Below are 20,512 nucleotides of genomic sequence, written 5' to 3' on the forward strand. Positions count from 1 at the left end.
AGTAATCTAAAATTCAATCCTTTTTCAGTTGAAGTGAAGCATTATCATTTATTTTACAAATAAATTGAATTGAGAATTGAATTGAACATGAACTTTCTACTTAAAAATACTAATAAATTAGTGCATGATTTTATAAATCAGGCATTTTTTTTGAAAATCAAGGAGTAAATGCTTTAATATAATTGATTTTCTATAATCACTTTTCATGCTTTTTACTTATCTGCAAATGAATAGAATAAAACTCTTAAAAGAACTGCGTTTACAAAATGGCATTCATCTAAAATTTGCAACACAGTAGTTTTCTCGATAGTTTACCTATTTAATTTTGTATATATAAATTGCCGCTGCTTTTCGATATAAAAAAACACATCACCACACATTTATAATAATCGTAAATAGAGGATTAAAGGACTTTAGATCTCTAAATGCTTTAATAAAATGGGATAAACTGTTAATTCTAAATTTAGAATGTCTTTTCCTATTTTCTAGTAACGTTATAGATTTCTAATTTGTACTATTTTCTTTTTGCTATTTAATAACAACAATTATAAACTCATAAAATAAGATCTTTAACTAAAGTAATCGTATTTTTACCTCTTATAAAAAACAGGAAACAAAGACAATGACTGAATCTGAAGAACAAATAAGACTTATAGAAGAATTAGGTTTACAGCTAGAGGACAATATAAAACTTTCTCCTCTTGCCTCAAGAATTTATTCTTTACTAATTCTTTCTTCGAATGAAGGTCTAACATTTGAAGAAATTCAAACTATTGTTCCAGCTAGTAAAAGTTCAATTTCAGTAAACGTTAACGTTCTTTTGCAATTGGATTATATTTCTTTTTATACAAAATCCGGTACCAGAAAAAGGTATTTTAGACTTGCTAAATATTTTTCATTGGTAACATTAAATGTTGATTTTCAAGATATCTCAAATGAGGTCCGTTTAATAGATAAAATCAATACCTACAATAAGAAGTACCATAGTGCGAAATATACCAATGAAAACTATTTAGGAGATATATTACAAGATTATCTAATTAAAAAACAAACTCTTATTCAAGACACTATTAAAAAAATCGATGATTTTAGTGCTAGTGATAAAGAAAAATAAAAATTTTATACTTTAAATCTGTAAGCTTATCATCAGTAGATAAAAAGATATACCTTAAATAAATTAGACTTTATAAATTTAAATATAAAATGTATTATCATTTTGGTTCGTTTTGTTACGAACTTATCGTATATTTGTACTATTGATATAATGTAGAATAATTTAAAGAAAATAAAATACACACGAATGCCTTTTTTAACTAGAGTCATAAAAACTTTGTTCAAACTCAAAGTTTTAAAAAAGCATTAGAAAATAGCATTAAATTTTTTCACGGTGTGATAATAAGAAGATGAATAACGTTTAGTAAATTTCTATCTTTTTCATAATTTTACTTAAAAGCCATTTAGCTGCCTGATTTAGTTGGGCTAACATCTCTTTAAATAGTAAAAGAGAATAATTTAGAACAGGATTTTGCATAATTTTTAAAGAGATTTAAGTAAGAACATTTCAAATAGTGAATATTCCTTTTATAGTACGAAAGCAAGCTTGTAAAAAACCATTAAATGAAATTTTAGAATACTATTTTTAGATTTTTAAGAAAACAAAACTATGACCAAATTAAAACAAACCAAATTATTAAAGGGCGCAATAACCACTGGGATTATCAACGCGTTTATTAACGGAGGAATTCAGTACTTTTTTCTAAAAGATTTAAAAGTAATACCCATTTCAGTTGATGCTATAACAAATAATATTCCTACGGTGTTAGGCGAAGCCGTTTCTTTAGCAATTTCGTTATCTATATTACTGACGGTGGTGGCGTATTTCACGATTAAAGAGAAAAAAGTCAAGTTTTTCCCAACCGCTTTTTGGCTCGCTATAAAACATGTTTTTTTTACTTTTGGAGTTATTACATCATTAGCCGTGTTATGGCAAAAGAATATGGGAACTATTGAAGTTTCATTAATTACCGCTTTGATAATAATTGGTTTAATTGCTGGTCTAATTTCTGGAGTTATTAACTATTTGACTTTGAAGGAATGCACGATAAATAACGAGGATACTATAAGTAATTAAAAAATATTTTAATAAAAAAAATAGTAAAATAAAACCTATCAATATGAAGCACATTTTATCTCTTATCCTGATCTTTAACTTATTCAGTTGTAAAGAAAATAATAAAGATTCAAATGAATCGTCTAAGCTCTACTATAATGGAGACATACTTACCATGGAAGGTGACTCTCCTCAATATGCAGAAGCGATTGTTGCGCAAAACGGTAAAATTGTTTTTGTAGGAACAAAATTAAAAGCGGAATCAAAGTTCAAAAACTCTGAAAAAATTGATTTAAAAGGTAAAACACTTTTACCAGGATTTATTGATCCGCATAGTCATTTTGGAATGGTTTCTAATACGATGGGACAAGTAGATTTGAATCCGAAACCTGTGGGAAATGTCACTAATATTTCTGATATTTTAAAAAACCTTAAAAAGTATAAAGAAGATAAGAAAATTCCAGATGGTGAATGGATTTTTGGTTGGGGTTATGATGATGGTGAATTAACTGAAAAACGTCATCCTACCAAAAAAGATGTTGATAAAGTACTACCAAATAATCCGGTTTATCTTCAGCATACTAGCGGACATATGGGAGTTGCTAATACGTTAGGACTTGAATCTTTAAAAGTTTCAGCAGCTACAAAAAATCCTGACGGTGGAACTATTGTTCGTTTCCCAAATTCAAGTGATCCAACTGGTTTAGTACAAGAAACAGCTATGTATCCTTTTGTACGTTTGATGATGGAAAAATTAGATTCTAAACAAGCTGAATTTTTTGATACTACGCAAGATTATTATGCTTCAAACGGAATTACCACTGCACAAGATGGAATGACTAGCAGAGAATCTATAAAATTCTTTCAATCGCAAGCTGACGCAGGAAAATTTAAGATTGATTTGATTGCTTTAGCAGGATATTCAGAATTAGAAAGTAATTTAGGAGATACTACTTTACATTTTAAAACCTACAAAAACGGATTTAAAATTCAAGGAACAAAAATAGTTGCCGATGGTTCGCCACAAGGAAAAACAGCTTTCTTTAGCAAACCCTTTTTAACTGAAGTTCCTGGTTGTCATCATGACTGTAGAGGATTGCCAAGCTTAACTCAAGAAAATTTAAATAATTTATTCGAAACTGCTTACGCAAAAGACAATCAGTTGTTTATTCACTGTAATGGAGACGCTTCCATCGATATGGTTTTGTTAGCACACGAAAATGCATGCAAAAAATTAAACCAACTTTTAGACAAAGACCGAAGAACGATTGTTATTCATTCGCAATTTGTACGTCCTGAGCAATTAGATAAGTTTGTAAAATACAACATGGAACCTTCTTTCTTTACCAATCACGCTTATTTTTGGGGAGATGTTCACGTACAAAATTTAGGCAAAGCTCGTGCTGATTTTTTAAGTCCAATGGTTACGGCAAAAAAATTAGGTTTAAAACCAACTAATCATTCTGATGCTACGGTTACTCCTATCGATCCCATTTTCACTATTTGGACAGCCGTAAATCGAGTTTCAAGATCTGGTCAAGTAATTGGGGCATCTGAAAGAACAACTCCTTATTTAGCATTACAAGCGATTACAGCGTTCGCCGCTTACGAGTTATTTGACGAAAAATTAAAAGGAACTTTAACTGCTGGAAAATTAGCTGATTTTGTAATTTTAGATAAAAATCCATTAAAAGTACAACCAATGGAAATTAAAAACATTCAAATTTTAGAAACGATTAAAGAAGGTAAAACGATATTTAAGAAATAATACCAGCGTTAAAGATCATAGATATTAAAAATTAAAATAAATACAATTATGGATACATCAAAACATTTTGATTTAAAAGGAAAAACAGCAATAGTAACAGGTGGAGCAGGCGGGATAGGAAAAGCTTGTTGCGAAATACTAGCTGCTTACGGCGCTAACGTTGTGGTTTCAGATTATAACTTAGAAGCTGCTCAAGAAACATCAAAAGCAATAAACGACAATGGCGGAACTTCAATCGCAATAGATTGCAACGTTCTTGAAGACGCTGCTTTAATTAATTTAGTAGATAAAACTATTGAAAAATTTGGCAGCATCGAAATATTAGTAAATAACGTTGGTGGTGGTGGCGCAGGAAAAGAAAGCCCTTACGATATTGAGGTAGCACAATTTAAAAAAGTATTTGATATGAACGTTTTTAGTATGTGGCGTCTTTGTCAATTGGTTGCACCACATATGAAAAAATCTGGTTACGGTAGTATAATAAATATGTCTTCAATGGCTTCTATCAATAAAAGTCCTGCAATAAGTGCTTATGCATCATCAAAAGCGGCAATAAATCATATGACGCGCAATCTAGCGTTTGATTATGGGCCAGATAATATTAGAATAAATGCAATTGGACCTGGAGCGACAAGAACGCACGCTTTGAGTACAGTATTAACTCCAGAATTAGAAAAAGCTATGTTGAAGCACACACCTATCCACAGGTTGGGTGAAGCAGAAGACATTGCAGGAGCCGTACTTTATTTTGCAGCACCAATTTCAAGTTGGACAAGTGGCCAAATCATTTTTATCAATGGTGGTGGCGAGCAGACTTTAGATATGTAAATCTTATCGAAAATTACAAACTTAGGACGTAATACAAAATCTAATTATTTTTAAAATTAGATAATGTGTTACGTCTTTTTATTTAATGACTCGAAGCACTAATACAATAATTAATTTCTGACTGCTTAAGATTTTTATACTGCATTAGGCTCTATTTTGTATTACTTTCGCGGTCAAAAATATTAGGCATTACTTTTTATGGATAAAATTTATAACAATCGCTGGTTTCTTTTACTATTTATTTCCATCACATGGGGAAGCTCATTCATATTGATCAAAAAATCTCTCTTAGTGTTTACACCTTATGAAATTGGAGCGATTCGCGTATTAGGATCTGGGTTGATATTAGCAGCAATAGGTATTCCTGCACTTTTAAAAATGGGGAAAAATAATCTTTTATGGGTGATTATCGCAGGCTTCTTTGGAAACTTCCTTCCCATGTTCTTGTTTCCTATTGCTCAAACGCAAGTTAGTAGCTCATTGGCAGGAATTTTGGATTCATTAGTTCCAATTTTTATTCTGGCATTTGGATTTTTACTCTTCGGAATCAAAAGCAAAATTACCCAAGTAATTGGTGCAATAATTGGTTTTATAGGAGCAGCAAGTTTGATCTTTTTTTCAGAAGGAAATTCTGAAAATTCACAGTTTGGTTATGCCATGCTTATCATTTTGGGCGGTGCCTCCTATGCTGTAAATTCTTTAATTGTTAAAGAAAAACTACCCCAACTTAACGCAGTAAAATTAACTGCAGCGGTCTATAGCTTCTGGGCAATTCCATCTGGAATAATATTGTATTTCACTGGAATGATTCAAAATTTTGAAATGCAACCTACTTACATAGAACCAATGATATATATGTCGTTCTTGACTATCTTTGGTACAGCGATCGCTATGCTTTTATACTTTAAGCTAATTCAAAAAACGTCAGCTGTCTTTGCAAGTATTTCAAGTTACCTATTACCGGTTGTTGCAATAATTTGGGGAATACTGGATGGTGAAGAATTTACTTTCTGGTATATTATAGGTGGTGCTTTAATTTCAATTGGAATTTACTTAATACGAGAGAAAAAAGCGCTAACTGTTACTACTACAAAACACTAATGTTGTTATAAAATGTATTGCTTAAAAAATAGATAATGATAAAAAATCTCATCTAAAACTGAAAGTAATTGGTACGCATTTTTCGATAAAGTGACTTCTCACTTTATCTCTTTATTCTGTTGTAAATTGACTGTTTATTGAGGAATGTATAACTCTTTGAGGGTAAGGAATTACGATGTTTTCTTTATTAAAAGCTTTGAGAAGAAGCACTCTATATTCACTTTTTATATTTTCAATTCTAAAAACATCATCAGACCAAAAGTGAATCGTAAAGTTAAGAGATGACTCTGCAAATTCTTCAAACCGAATTATAGGTTTAGGTTCCAATCTAATTTTGTCAAAATTTTGAGCAGTTTGCTCCATAATTGACATTACCAAATCGACATCTGAGCTAAAATCAACTCTAGTAGAAACAGAGAATCTTGAAGTAGTATCACTGTGAGTCCAATTGATAAGTTGATTTCGCGTTAAATCAGTATTTGGTAAAATTATCCACTTATCATCTCTTGTTAAAACCGTCGTAGTTCTCAATTTTATTTGCTGCACTTTACATACAAGTCCTTTAATTTCAAGCACATCGCCTACTTTAATTGATGAATCAATTAATATAATTAATCCGGAAATATAATCACTAAATAGGTTTTGCATACCTAATCCAAAACCAACTAAAAGTGCCGCAGAACCCGCTAATAAAAGTGAAACATCTAATCCAATGAGATGCAAACCAATCATAAATGAAAAAACAATAATTACATATTTACTCAAAGTGTAAATTGAAAATTTCTTAGCATCATCAAAACGACTAGTCCTATATACTATTGATTTTATAGTTTTTAGCAAAATTCCAACCATGAATAACCATAAAATTAACTTTACAATCGCTAATACTTGCAATGAAAATCCATCAAATGTAAATAGAGTATATTTTAAAAATTCTTTCATTCTTGTAAAAATATATTTATTCTGTAGTATTATAAATAATTGAGCTAAAATGATTTTTGACTTAAATTACAATGTTTTTTCAGCTTTGGTTTTATTAAACATCAATCCCAACATCATTACAACTGCACTCAGAATAATCACTTGAATAATCAAAGAGCTATTTATAAAATTAATGCTTTTTGATAAAGGGATTGAAATAAAAAGCATAATGGTCACTAAGCCTCGAGGTGCAACAAAGAGAAGCGGCGCTAATTCAATTTTTAAAACTTTAAGTTGGATTACTCTAGCTAAAATTATTACAGCGATAATTCCGAAAGCAAAAGGAAGCGTTTCACTATTTAGTAAGACATCTGATGTAATAGTATAACCAAAAAGTATGAAGAATAGCGTTCGAACCAAAAATGAAACTTCAGCAATTAGTTTAGCAAATTCACGAACCTCTAAATTCAGTTTTTCTGGATTCAACTTCTTTATGAATCTAAAGCCTTTTAGTTCATCTAAGTTATTTAAAAATAATCCAAAGATTAGAATGAATAATAGCGCTGGCAAATGATAAATTTTTGCAAGAGCATACACTAAAATAATCATTACCATAATGGGAATAAACTTAACATGATGGTCTATTTTTTTAATCAAAAGTGATAAGCCTAAACTAGCGACTAACGATATTACTAGCATGATAAGTATTTGTATAAAAAAGGTAAAAAAAGAACCTACTCCAATCGTTTCATTGGTCAGAAAAAAATTAAATAAAATCACACCAAAAATATCAGACATGCTGCTCTCATAAACTACAAATTCTTTTTTACTAGAGGATAAATTTTGAACGCTAGGTATAGCAATCGCACTACTTATTATACAAAATGGCACTGCGTTTAATAAACTGATCATAACACCTTGATTTGTAAAATAATTAATTGCAAATCCAAAAATTAAAAGTAAAAATACGAGCGGAATCAAAGCCGAGAAAAAGGAACTAGTTATAACTTTCTTTTTGTTTTTATTTAATTCAAGATCTAATCCTGCCTCTAGCACTATCAAGATTAATCCAATTGTTCCAATAACTGGCAGCATTAAATCGAGGTTGGGAATTTTAATTTCAAAAAAGTTGATTCCTTGATGAATAGAAAATCCCATGATTAACATAATGATAACAGTCGGAATTTTAGTGTGCTTTGAACTCAAGTCAAAGGCGTATGCTACTAATATCAGTAAGCAAAGTATAATTATCAAAGTAATTGTCATAGTGTGTTTTTAGTAGATGGCGAGGCTTAAATAATTGTGTTGTTGAAATAATTTAATTTTCTCTACTACTTTAAGATAATTATAATTACGTCGTTTTACAGATTTAAAAAATAATAACAGCTTGTGAAATTTTAAAATTAATTTTTGATTTCTTATTCAAAAGTAACTTTTAGTAAAATATTGAATGAGCTGAGAAACAATCACTAAGCAAATAAAAATGTAAGCGATCAAATTAGAATTTATTTGTTTTTTGTGAGTCGAAATTTACAATATTAATTACTGCTACATTTTTATAATATTATAAATATTTTTTATAATTTACACTCTCTAATAAAGATATCTCTATAAGCCATATTATTTTGTAGTATTAAAAATTTGCATTCTACTTGATCCTAAAGCAAATAAAAAAGGGCTTAATAAAAAGTTTTATTAAATAAAGATAAGTCAAACGTATAAAAAAGAGTGTAATTAGCTGTTATAAATAGTTTTTAGTATTAAAAATAAAATTAATAGTTTCTAAATGTGTAATGTGTTCCCCTAGTTTTTAATTTAATCATTTTGTAATTAATAAGAAATATCAATCTTATGATGAATTGGATATTAGCAACTCAAATTATTTATTCATTAGCAGTTTTTATTGTAATCCTTCGCGTTCTCTATGATACTCGCAGCAGTACAAAAGCTTTAGCCTATATTTTATTCATCATTTTTGTTCCAATAGCGGGAATGCTTTTCTACTTTTCGTTTGGAATCAACTACAGAAAGAGACAGTTATATAGTAAAAAGTTAGAGGTTGATGAACCAATACGAGTTAAAATTCAGAATAAAATGAATGTTTACTCTGATGCAATTCTTAATTCTGGCCTTATCGCCGAAAAGCATAAAACATTAACAGAGTTTATTCGTCGCTCAGGAAGTAGTCCGTTAACTGCTAACAATAAAGTAAAACTTTTTATTAATGGTGAGGAGAAATTTCCTGAGTTACTAATAGCTTTAGAAAACGCAAAATCACACATTCACTTAGAATATTATATCTATGAAAGTGATGTTACTGGTAATCAAATAGCAGATTTATTAATTAAAAAATCAAATGAAGGTCTTGAAGTTCGTTTCATGTATGATGATTTTGGAAGCCATGGTTTAGGAAAAGAATTTATAGAAAAGTTAAACGCTGCCGGAGTTCAAACAGCCCCTTTTTACAAGATAAAATGGTACGCCTTAGCAAACCGAATTAATTACAGAAACCACCGAAAGATTATAATTATCGACGGATTAACTGGTTTTGTTGGAGGTATAAACATGAGCGATAAGTACAGAAATGATTTGGAAACAAAAAATAAGCTGTTTTGGAGAGATACCCATTTAATGATAAATGGACAAGCTACCTCCTATTTACAATATTTATTCCTGTGCGATTGGAATTTTTGTAGCGCGACAAAATTAATTTACATTGAAACTTACTTTCCCACTGTAAATCATAATGAAACAATCGAAAATGAAGTAATGCAAATTGCTGCATCAGGACCGGACAGCTCACAACCCGTTATTTTCTATTCTCTATTAGAAGCTATAAGCTGCGCTAAAAAAAGTATATATATTACTAGTCCTTATTTTATTCCTGGCGAAAGTTTAATGGATTCTCTAATTATTGCAATACAAAGTGGTCTTGATGTAAAAGTGTTAATTCCGGGAATATCAGATTCCAAAATGGTCAACGCAGCCGCAAGTGCTTACTATACTGAATTATTACAGTATGGTGCAAAAATTTATAAGTACAACAAAGGATTTGTACACGCTAAAACAATGGTAATCGATGATGATTTGGCCATTATAGGATCTGCTAATATGGATTATAGAAGTTTTGATCTGAACTTTGAGGTCAATGCTTTGATTTATAATGAGAAAACAGCGAGAGAGTTAACAGTAGCTTTCGAGAACGATTTAAAAGAATCAGTACAAATTGATGCTAAACTTTGGCTTGGCAGACCGAAATATATTCATTTATGGGAGAAAATTGTTCGCTTAATTTCTCCTTTTTTATAACAGATAGTACGTATTAACAAAACTTTTAGTTCTTTTAGTTCGTAAATAAACGAACTTGTTGTAAATTTGCACTTTAGTTTATATTAAAACTTAAATATTATGAAAACGATACTGATACCAACTGACTTCTCAGAACATAGTGAAAATGCGCTAAAAGCAGCAGCATTGATAGCTAAACATCAAAACGCTAAACTTTTGGTTTTACATGTCGCTGGTATTAAAGATTCATCTCTTATAAAAAATAATGATGAGAGTTTTACTGAAACTATGTTTTACATAAGATTAGCAGAAAAGAACTTTGGAGAATTTTTAAATAAACCCTATTTAAAAGGACTGTCAGTTAGTCAAATTATAAAGAAAAACACTAATTTCAGTGAGATTAATGAGGTGCTCACCGAGAACAATGTGTCGCTTATCGTTATGAGTTCTCATGGAACTAGCGGCTTACATGAAATAGTAATAGGATCTAACACTGAGAAGGTTATACGATATTCAAATGTGCCCGTGTTAGTTATTAAAGAAGTCGCATCACAATATAAAATGGGAATTGGTGTATATACTTCAGATTTTTCAGAAGACAGTATTGAAGCTTACAAAACTGCAAAAGAGTTTTTTAAAGAGTGGCAAACGACGATGAAAATGGTATATATAAATCCAAATGGAAGAAAGTTTAAAAATACTCGAGAATTAGATTTAATGCTTACTAATTTCTTTACAAAAGCAGGAGAAAAAGACAGTTCCGAATTTAAAAACAATGTCACTATCTATTCAGAACACTCAATTGAAAAAGGAATTTTCAATTTTAGTCAAGATGTAAACGCAGATTTTATTGTTATTCCTACTCACGCTCGTCAAGGTATTGCATCAATTTTAAAAGGGAGTTTATCCGAAGATGTTGCAAATCATTCGATGATACCAGTTTTAACAATCAAGATATAATTAGATATCAAAAAGAATTTATCATTAATTTGAAATTTTTAAAAATGAAAAAATTTATATTTTTTACACTTTTAAGCTTAATGCTGCTTATTCTAGGAAACGCATCAGCTGTAGCGCAGGAAACGCAAGAACGAATCATGACTATTCAGGAATTAGCCGAAAGTTTAAGTAAAAACAACATTCAGTTAAAAATTGCAAACACTTCTGTAAAAGTTGCCGATGCAAAAATTGGAGCAGTAAAAACGAATCGACTTCCAGATATTTCTACAGATGTAAGTGCCTTTTATTTAAGTGACGTAACTATCTACGATACGGGATTCAAGAAATTGCAAAAGGTTGATCTTCCTAATTTTGGAAATCAATTTAATGTAAAAGCAAATCAATTACTATTTGCTGGTGGAAAAATCAATAAATCAATCGCTCTATCTGAATTGAGTAAAAGTCTTAGCGAAAATCAACTAAATAATACAGAACAGAGCATCAAATTAAATGGTATTGAATTATATCTAAATCTTTACAATCTTCAAAATCAAAAGAATATTCTTGAAAACAATAAGAATTTAGCGTCAAAGCGAACACAAAACACTAAATTCTTCTACGATCAAAATATGATTACCAAGAACGAAATGCTTCGTGCACAAGTTTTAGAGCGTCAATTAGAACAAAGTATTCTTCAGGTTCAAAATGCCATTTTTATCACCAATAAGAATTTAACTTTACTTACAGGATTAGATGAAAACATATTGATTATCCCTACGATTGACAATATCAATCATAACATTCGAAAACAAGACGAACAATATTACAGACAAATTGCATTTTCAAAAAATCCTCAAATAACTGGAAGTGATATGCAGATTGCAATTGCTGAAAAGAATCTTGAATTAACACAAACGGATCGACTTCCCGCTCTAGCTGCTTTTGCCGGATACAATGCAAATCGTCCACAAACAACTGGCACACCAATAGACTTATATTCAAATACGTACCAAGTTGGTTTGAGTTTGTCCTATAATATTGGATCGATTTATAAAAACTCTAAAAAAGAAGCAGTCGATAAAATAGTAATTGACCAAGCCGAGCAGCAAAAAGAAGCAGTGAGACAACAAATTGAATCAGATGTAAATGCAGCCTATAAAAATTACCATCAAGCAATACAACAGCGAGAAGTTAGCATAATTAATCAGGAAGCAGCTTCAGAGAATTATCGTATTACTGAATTAAAATATAAAAATCAACTAGTAACTTACATCGAAATTATTGACGCTGCAAACACAAAACTGCAAGCTGAATTACAAGAACTTGACGACCAAACAAATATCATTTTAAACTACGTGAGACTTCTTCGTGTTACGGGTGAACTATAAAAAACTATCACTATAAAGAATTAGAAATTATGGCAACAACAGAATCAACACCAGAAGCAGCAGCAACACCAAAAATGAAAAAAAACAATAAGCTCTATTTAATTCTTTTAAATTCTTTTGTTTTCGTTATTACATTATTTGCCATTTGGTATGTTATTAAAAACTATTTGCATATTAATGACGATACTTACGTGAGTGATGCACAAGTAAAGGCGTATATAAATCCTGTGAATTCGAGAGTTCCAGGTTATGTAACCGACATTTTTTTTACTGAACATCAGTCTGTAAAAAAAGGTGATACGCTGTTAATCCTTGATGAAACCGAATTTGAAAATGCTATTATGCAGGCAGAGGCAGGATTGAGCCAGGCGCAAGCTGGAAAAATTGCTGTATCATCATCCGTTGCTCGAGTTGGTAGTGGTGAGAGCACTGTTGAAGCAAATATGTTTGGAGTTCAAGCGCAACTTAGTAATGCGAAAGCAGATTTAGCACGTTATAAAAATTTACTGGATAATGATGCTGTTACGTTACAGCAATACCAGCAAATTGAAACGCAAGTAAAAACTTTGCAATCACAATACAATGCTTTAAATAAACAGAAAAACACTGCGTCTTTATCTACAAATGAAACCAAGTCTCAATTAGCGGTTAGTGATGCACAAATCAAATCAGCAGAAGCTACTTTAGCAAGAGCTAAACTTAACTTAAAATACACAGTTATTTTAGCTCCAAAAGATGGTATTATGGGCAGAAGAACTATTACTGCTGGGCAATTCGTACAGCAAGGACAGCAAATTGCTGCTTTAGTTCAAGATAATTCAAAATGGGTGGAAGCAAATTTATTAGAAACTCAGTTATCATTAGTAAAAGTAGGAGACGTAATTAACTTTACTGTTGATGCGATGGAAAAACAAAAATTTGAAGGAAAAGTGACTTCTATTTCAGCAGCAACAGGAGCAGCTTACTCTGCAATTCCTACTGATAATTCCGCTGGAAATTTTGTAAAAGTACAGCAGCGCATTCCCGTTAAAATTGAATTTACACAAAATAATGATCCGAAATTAGTGGAACTTGTTCGCGTAGGAATGAATGTAGTGATGACCTTAAACGATTAAAAAATGTATAATAAAGGCTTATTTGCAGATTGGGTTCCAAAACCATTGATGATGGTTTTACTTATTGTATTTCTCTTACCAGTTTTAGTGGTAAGCGGTATTTACACAGGTAACTTGAGTTATATTGTAAGTAGTCTTGGTACACAAAATGAATGGATAGTTTTTGCAAACTATGCTGGAGTTGTGGGAATGGGTGTTAGTTTACCAATTATTTTTAGGTATAAATTGCGATTCCATACCAAGTATCTTATGGTTCGAACGCTACTCTTTATGGCTTTGGCTAATTTTATGATTGCAACTACAGATAGTAATATAGTTATAGTTTCAAGCGCATTTTTTATAGGATTTCTTAAAATGTTTGCACTTATTGAACTGATAATGCCAATGATGTTTATTATTGCTCCAGATGGAAATCGCCCGCGTTTTTATGCTATTTTTTACCCTTCTGCAATTGTTTTCCCACAACTGGTTGGGTATTTAATGACACGTTACGGATTTAATACCTATTGGCAAAATTCTAACTTTTTAATGGCAATCATTATGCTATTTCTTGCCGCATTAGCCATTGTTTTTATGCACAATCAACGATATGATAAAAAAGTGTCTCGAAAAGGAATCGATTGGACTGGGATGTTTTTATTTACGATCGTGTTTTTAGCTTTGGCATATGTCATAGCGTTTGCGAAACAACAAAACTACTTTAGATCAGATAATATTATATTCGCATTCGGAGTAATGATTTTTGGAAGCATTCTATATGTGATTAATCAACGTCTAAAAGATGATCCTTTTGTCAATTTTAATTTTTTCAAAAATTATAGCGTAATTCATGGTAGCGTTATGTTATTGATGTTAGGGTTTTTCTTAGCGGGAAGTTCTTTGCAGAGCAAAATAACTATTGGAATATTAGGTTTTGATACTCTCATGGACAACTCATTTAATCTATGGATGATTCCGGGCTTGCTACTTGCAATTTTTTACAGTATGAAATGGCTTGTAAAAGAGAAATCCTTGAAAATTTATATTCTCACTGGCTTCTCAGCCTTACTTTTTTATTACATATTTATGTATTTCTTGGTATCACCAGGTTTAAGTTACGAGAAATTAATTGTTCCAAACATAATTCGTGGTTTTGGGATGGCTGTTTTATTTATTGGAATTTGGCTTTACGCACTTGGTAATTTACCGCCAGACTCAATGCTTGGAGCAGCTGCTGTTTTGATCATTGTGCGAACAATGATTGGACCTGGTTTATGGAGTATAGCATTTAATTACATCGATGGAATTTGGAAATTAGAAGTCTTAACAAACTTAGTCGGGAAAATCGACGCATCTGCTTACTCGCAACAAAAAGCGATGGGTTTATACAGAATCATTAATCTTGATGCATTAATGATTTCTACAAAAAGGATTTATGGGCTATTAATAATGGTAGGAGCTTCTGTTTTAATCTATGTTTCTTTACTCAGTTTTGAGGGTTTAAACACCAGAAGACTTGTGTTATTGAAAAAACGTCTAAAAGGGAAATCTGTTAAAGGATACATTAGAGATGTAGAAATTCAAGACGAAGAAACCATGAAAGAAGAAGTGAAAGCTGCAAGTGCCGTTGCTGTTTAAAAAACACACAAACGATCGAATACTTGTTGCTGATTAATTCCTGAGTGCTTTTTTTTTTAATTAATTCCAACTTTCACTCACTACACTACCCTTCTCTTCATCTTTTATTACATTTATCGAACGTGGAATTCGCTCTTGCAATTCTGCTACGTGTGAAATAATCCCAACAATTCTATTCTCTTTATACAAAGATTGCAAGGTTTCAAAAACAACTGAGATACTGTCTGGATCTTGTGTTCCGAAGCCTTCATCGATAAAAAAGAAGTTCTTATCGTTCTTATTTAGCGATTGAACGCTTTCCGCTAAAGCTAAAGCTAGACACAGTGAGGCTTGAAAACCTTGACCACCAGAAAGTGTTTTTACACTTCTAGAAGCACCATTATTTAGATAGTCAATCACTTCAAATTCGTTAGAATTGCTAATCGTTAAACTTAATTGATTTTTAGTCATTCGATGAAAACGTACATTAGCCACATCAGCTAAATTTTGTAAATAAATACTCGAAACATAGTTTACAAAACCACTCGCATTAAACATATTAGCTAGAGTTTGTAAGTTAATCGAACGTGCTTTTAACACATCAAATTGAGCTAGTAAGTCTGCTTTTTTTATAAATTCCTTCTTAACTCGTTCTAGATTATCTTGTAGAGTAAATACTTTTCCTAATTGCGATTCATATCTTAAATGAAATGCTGAAAACTGTATCGCTTTTTCCTCTAGAACTTTACTATCAAAATTTCTACCTAAAACCATTTTCTCAGCTTCTAAAACGGAACTAATTGCAGTTAGTAAGTTTACAGTGAAAAGTTTTACCTTCTCTTTTTCAGCTTCAAAGTTCCAGTTCTTGATTAATATCGAACGCACTTCTTCAACAGACGAAAAAGAATGCTCATTAAGCAAATCTTCAATGATTTTTTGAGTCTTAGATACTGCTTTTTCGCTCTCAACAATTTGTAATTGGATAGTTGCTAAAACTCCTGTTAGCGTTGCTAGTTCTTGCTTTTCTCTAGCGACAACTTCTTGTAAAAGATTATAATCCTGTTCTACTTTTATGTTTTTAGTCTGTAAAGCTATTTTTTCAGCTTGAATTGAAGCTAATGCAGCTGCTTCGTAATCATTGAATGAAAGTACTTTAAGTTGTGATAATTCATTTTCAATGGAACCAACTTTAGAAGCTTTCTTGCTTTCAAATTCACTTATAGCGGCGTTGTGATTTTTTAGTAATAAAGCTATAGTGTCTTGCTCTTTGCGAAGTTCATTTTGATTTTCTTCTAAAGCAATTATCGTCTTTTCTAAAACTTGTTGTTCCGTTTTTTTTGACTCAAAAATCTGCGAATTTTGTACATCAAAATCGTTCCATACGAATTTTGACAAATGGATTTTTTGCTCGTATTCAATTCTTTCTCTTTCTAAAATAATTTTGCCTAATTCATCCTGAAAATGAGTGATTTCGAATTCTAATTTTTCACATTCCGACTTCTTTAAATTGATTTGTGTTTCTTCGTCCTGAAAGTTTATAATTGCATTAGAAATAATTTCTAATTGATTGGCGACATTTTCACCTTGCATCACATTTGGATGCTCTTGCGAACCACAAAGTGGACAATTTTCACCATCGTGTAAATTATCAGCAAAATGACTTAGCTCTTTAGAAACTAAAAGTTTTGTTCGGATTTCGATAGCTTTTCCCTTTTCGATAGAAAGTGTTTCTAACTTGGTTCTTAAAATAGTTTTCCAACTTTCGACAGTTAATTTTAAGAGCTGAAAAGCATCAGATTTTGAGTTTAAATTCGTTTGAAAAACATCCTTTTTTTTATTAATCTCTTCAAGATTAGATGTAAGATAAAGCTGTTTCTGGTACCAAGCTCCTACATCTAATAAAACTGAAGGATCCAATCTGTTCTTTTTGGCATCGACCAATTGGATTTGAATAGTTCCTAATTTTGCAGCTAACCCCTTTTCTTTTTCCTCACTTTCTAAAAATAGTACTCTTGCTAACTTTATTTTTTCATCAATAATGTTGGCTTCTGCCTTTGCTATAATTACTTTTTCAATCGATTGTAAATCGTAAACTTTATATTTAGAATTCTCGAGAGTTTCAAAATCAGGTTGGAGAACATCTAAAGCAGCTTGCGTTTTTATATTATTATCTAAAATTAATTTCTTCTGATTTTCAGTCGAATTTAGATTTTCTTTTGCCTTTTCTAAGGCTGTTTTCTCTGTTTTTAATGTGATTAAATTCGATTTAAAATTCCGTTCCGTTTTTTCGAATAAATTTAATTCAACTTCTAAAAAATCAATCGCTACTTTTTCATTATTCAATCTTGAAAGATGACTTTTCTTTTTTTCTAAATCTTCAAATTTGGTTTTCAAATCCGCGAGCTCATTCACTTCCTTCTCGATTAAACTCAAATCTACTTTATCCCTATGTAATTCCGCAACAGCAGTTAAAGCTTCATTTTCTAAAAGAGCAATCGCTTCTACTGAAATAGCTTCAAATCCTGATAATTCTCCATTTAAGAAATCCAATTTACTATTTGTTTCTTTTTGTAAAGCGGAAACTTTATAACTTAAATCAAAACGTTCTAGATGAAAAATTTCTTTCATCATGTCAGAGCGTTCTTTTCCTTTTAAACCTAAAAACTCATTAAATTTCCCTTGCGGAATAATAATAGTACGTCTAAAGTTTTCATAGGTAAGTCCTATTATAACTGTCGCATCAGCAGAAGTCAACGGTATCCATTGCCCATCTTTCCATTCATACGCTAATCGTTCTATAGTAGTAGTTTCCTCAAAGCGTTTTTTTCGTTTCCAATCTGCTACAAACTTGAATTTTCGTTCTTCATGATTCAAGAATTCAAAATCGATATTTGCTCTATCTGATTTTAAATTTAACATGTTGTAAGCGCGCTTGTCCCCCTTATTCAATCGATCCGTTTCGCCGTATAGTACAAAACCTATAGCTTCTAAAACAGAAGATTTCCCAGAACCTACAGCGCCAAAAATTCCAAATAAACCCGCATTAGTCAATTCTTCAAAATCAATGGTTTGCGTTTTCTGATAGGAATATAAACCCGTAATATTTAATTTTAATGGTAACATAGTGGATTTATTTATTCGTTTTTAGATTGAGTACCGATAATTTCATTAAATAAGTCTAACAGTTCATCGTTTGGTTCTTGCTTGTGTTTAGATTTAAAATAATCTGTAAATAATCCTTGAATATCTTGTTCTAAATTAACTTTAAGTGTGTGTAATTCATCGTTATCACTCTTAATTAATACTGGAATAATATGAATAATACCATCATGACTTTCGTGAATACGTTTTAAATCCTGACTAGCGATAAAGGTGTCACTTACCAAAGTCAATTCAACTAAACAGTACGGATTAGCCAACAACCATTTGACTGCCTCGTCAAGCGAATCAAAACGCTTTCTATGCAAAACGCGACCAGATTGTAAAGGAATCGCAGTATATTGAACGGCATTATTAGGTTCAGCTTCGATTAAAACCACTTTTTTATCTTGACCCGCTTCAGAGAAACTGTAGGATAAAGGAGAACTAGAATAAACAACTGGACTACCATGACCACCTACGTTTTGAAAACGATGCAAATGACCTAAAGCAGTATATTGCATTTGGTGAGGAATGCAATCTGTGTAAACGATATCTGCATTACCTATTCGCAATGGCTTTTCACCATCGGGTTCCTCAAGGATTTCACCGCCACGCTTTAACATGTATAAGTGTGTTGTCAAGATATTAACACCTTTTGTGTCACAATATTTATCCGCCAACGCTGCCCACGAATCTTGCAGTAATTGATTCAGCTGATCTTCTTTATCTTCAGACCCGAGATACGTTTTTAAGCGCATCTCATTTGCATAAGGAGTTGTAATAATACGAATTGGAAAATCATAATGAGGTAATTTAATTTCTAAAAAACCATTTTCAGATTTTGTTATCGCAAAGCCATTTTCAATAGTTATTAACGATATCGTAACATCAGGATTACCTACAAATAAAATTCCACATTCCCGTGCTAGAGGATTTGGTGAATCAATACGATCAGGACTATCGTGATTTCCCGCAATAGCAATAACAGGACGTTTACCATTATTAGTAAGCTTTTTTAAAGTTTTATAAAGTAAATCGACTGCTTCTATAGGCGGATTGAAGGTGTCAAATAAATCACCAGCAACAATAACTATATCAACATTATGAGCATCAGCAATAACGCAAATTTCACTGAGTACTTGCCTCTGCTCCTCTAAACGTGAAAAATGATCCAATTTTTTTCCTAAATGCCAGTCGGCTGTATGCAGTATTTTCATTATTTTGATACTATATCGTAATTCTTTCTATTCCTATTTTTGCAACAGCAATATCTTAATTAAAATTTGTAAAAAAGCAATAATTTATAAATATGATTTCTTAATTTTTAAATATTAAATTTGCTACTTCAAAAAAATAATGTTTTTTAAAATACTAAAAAAATAAGTTTTTTTATGTACTTACTTATTAAGAAATTATTAAATAAACATTTGTCTTATTACTCAACAACTAAAAGCTACAATTAAGAATAATGACACTACAACTAAACATAAAAAAAACGTTAATCACAGCAATGCTTTCCTTATTTGCCTTGAGCACTTATGCGCAATTTAGTCCTCCAGGTCTTGGAAAAGTAAAAAACGCATCTTGGTTCGCTTTTGGAATTAAACAATCATTAGATACTTTACGCAAAAAAGAATCAACTACATACATTGGTATAGGAAGAAAAAGCACTCCTGATGATAGTGATCCTTTTAACAAAATGGGGCTTTTAGTCCTCAACCAAGAATTCTCAAATAAGTTTCTTAAAAACTGGCAATACTCATTTGGTTTAAGTTATCGACGCCAAAATGAGTATGAATCTACAGCTCCATATGAAACTGCAGATCCCGCAATAAAGCAGGAATTTAGGATTTATGGTCGTTATGCCTACTTAACAGGAACTGATAAATTAAAGTGGAAAACTACAATACGACAAGAATACAGAAAGTTTTTTAATCCTGATTTTACGAAAAGTAGTGAAGACTACCAATTAAGAACACGTTTCAAAACGCAATTAAATATTGATTTAGGAACACAAAAATTACATCATATTATAGGAAGCGCCGAAGCGTTATTTTCTACTAGCAAACGCAACCAACCAGTAGACGAATGGACCAAATTTGAGTATAAAGAAAGTCGGTTTTCTTTATTCTATTCTCTTACGCCAAAAGAAATTCCTTTCACATTTGATGTAGGTTATGGCTATAATTTAATAGGGAAAAAATCAAATAAAGTTGATGTTAATATTCTGGCTTTAGGAGTAACTTGGAGTAATCCTTTTAGTAATTAAAAATTAACGAAGTATCTCATCCCAAACTATATTGCACTTCAGCAACAA

The 20,512-nt window shown here is 31.2% G+C and carries 15 protein-coding genes; 11 read left to right on the top strand and 4 right to left on the bottom strand.

Features of this window, described 5'->3' with window-relative positions; translation table 11 throughout:
• Positions 1–622: 622 nt before the first annotated feature.
• The 5 genes from BC961_RS12280 to BC961_RS12300 all read left to right on the top strand — a co-directional run bounded on the left by BC961_RS12280 (position 623) and on the right by BC961_RS12300 (position 5,807).
• Complete coding sequence (locus BC961_RS12280; RefSeq protein ID WP_121926157.1) at positions 623–1,114, top strand: GbsR/MarR family transcriptional regulator; 492 nt, start codon at positions 623–625, stop codon at positions 1,112–1,114.
• Between the two features lie 549 nt (positions 1,115–1,663).
• A complete protein-coding gene (locus BC961_RS12285) occupies positions 1,664–2,131 on the top strand; it encodes a hypothetical protein (RefSeq protein ID WP_121926158.1) in 468 nt (155 codons plus the stop codon).
• A 43-nt stretch (positions 2,132–2,174) separates the two neighbouring features.
• Positions 2,175–3,878: an amidohydrolase gene (locus BC961_RS12290; protein WP_121926159.1), complete on the top strand. Its 1,704-nt coding sequence runs from the start codon at positions 2,175–2,177 to the stop codon at positions 3,876–3,878.
• Positions 3,879–3,926: 48 nt separating this feature from the next.
• Positions 3,927–4,706: a glucose 1-dehydrogenase gene (locus BC961_RS12295; protein WP_121926160.1), complete on the top strand. Its 780-nt coding sequence runs from the start codon at positions 3,927–3,929 to the stop codon at positions 4,704–4,706.
• Positions 4,707–4,904: 198 nt separating this feature from the next.
• Positions 4,905–5,807 carry a DMT family transporter gene (locus tag BC961_RS12300; RefSeq protein ID WP_121926161.1) on the top strand — a complete coding sequence of 301 codons (903 nt, stop codon included), beginning with the start codon at positions 4,905–4,907 and terminating at the stop codon, positions 5,805–5,807.
• Between the two features lie 111 nt (positions 5,808–5,918).
• On the opposite strand, the gene BC961_RS12305 is transcribed toward BC961_RS12300, so the two are convergent.
• Complete coding sequence (locus tag BC961_RS12305) at positions 5,919–6,749, bottom strand: mechanosensitive ion channel family protein (RefSeq protein WP_121926162.1); 831 nt, start codon at positions 6,747–6,749, stop codon at positions 5,919–5,921.
• A gap of 66 nt (positions 6,750–6,815) precedes the next feature.
• Positions 6,816–7,994, bottom strand: a complete 1,179-nt coding sequence (locus tag BC961_RS12310; RefSeq protein ID WP_121926163.1) for a cation:proton antiporter domain-containing protein — start codon at positions 7,992–7,994, stop codon at positions 6,816–6,818.
• 585 nt (positions 7,995–8,579) lie between these two features.
• Between BC961_RS12310 and cls the strand changes: the two genes are divergently transcribed.
• The 5 genes from cls to BC961_RS12335 all read left to right on the top strand — a co-directional run bounded on the left by cls (position 8,580) and on the right by BC961_RS12335 (position 15,075).
• A complete protein-coding gene (cls, locus tag BC961_RS12315) occupies positions 8,580–10,037 on the top strand; it encodes a cardiolipin synthase (protein WP_245980930.1) in 1,458 nt (485 codons plus the stop codon).
• Between the two features lie 99 nt (positions 10,038–10,136).
• On the top strand, positions 10,137–10,976 hold the full coding sequence (locus BC961_RS12320; RefSeq protein ID WP_121926165.1) for a universal stress protein: 840 nt from the start codon (positions 10,137–10,139) through the stop codon (positions 10,974–10,976).
• 44 nt (positions 10,977–11,020) lie between these two features.
• Complete coding sequence (locus tag BC961_RS12325; RefSeq protein ID WP_121926166.1) at positions 11,021–12,343, top strand: TolC family protein; 1,323 nt, start codon at positions 11,021–11,023, stop codon at positions 12,341–12,343.
• Between the two features lie 29 nt (positions 12,344–12,372).
• Entirely contained in the window at positions 12,373–13,458 is a 1,086-nt protein-coding gene (locus BC961_RS12330) for an HlyD family secretion protein (protein WP_121926167.1), read from the top strand.
• Positions 13,459–13,461: 3 nt separating this feature from the next.
• On the top strand, positions 13,462–15,075 hold the full coding sequence (locus BC961_RS12335; protein WP_147440543.1) for an efflux MFS transporter permease: 1,614 nt from the start codon (positions 13,462–13,464) through the stop codon (positions 15,073–15,075).
• Positions 15,076–15,135: 60 nt separating this feature from the next.
• Here the strand turns inward: BC961_RS12335 and BC961_RS12340 are convergent, their stop codons facing one another.
• Positions 15,136–18,177, bottom strand: a complete 3,042-nt coding sequence (locus BC961_RS12340) for an SbcC/MukB-like Walker B domain-containing protein (RefSeq protein WP_121926169.1) — start codon at positions 18,175–18,177, stop codon at positions 15,136–15,138.
• 11 nt (positions 18,178–18,188) lie between these two features.
• Positions 18,189–19,412, bottom strand: coding sequence for a metallophosphoesterase family protein (locus tag BC961_RS12345; RefSeq protein ID WP_121926170.1), 1,224 nt, complete (start codon positions 19,410–19,412; stop codon positions 18,189–18,191).
• A gap of 251 nt (positions 19,413–19,663) precedes the next feature.
• On the opposite strand from BC961_RS12345, the gene BC961_RS12350 reads away from it, so the two are divergent.
• On the top strand, positions 19,664–20,464 hold the full coding sequence (locus tag BC961_RS12350; RefSeq protein WP_121926171.1) for a DUF2490 domain-containing protein: 801 nt from the start codon (positions 19,664–19,666) through the stop codon (positions 20,462–20,464).
• Positions 20,465–20,512 lie beyond the last annotated feature (48 nt).

The organism is Flavobacterium weaverense (assembly GCF_003688495.1).
Taxonomy (GTDB): domain Bacteria; phylum Bacteroidota; class Bacteroidia; order Flavobacteriales; family Flavobacteriaceae; genus Flavobacterium; species Flavobacterium weaverense.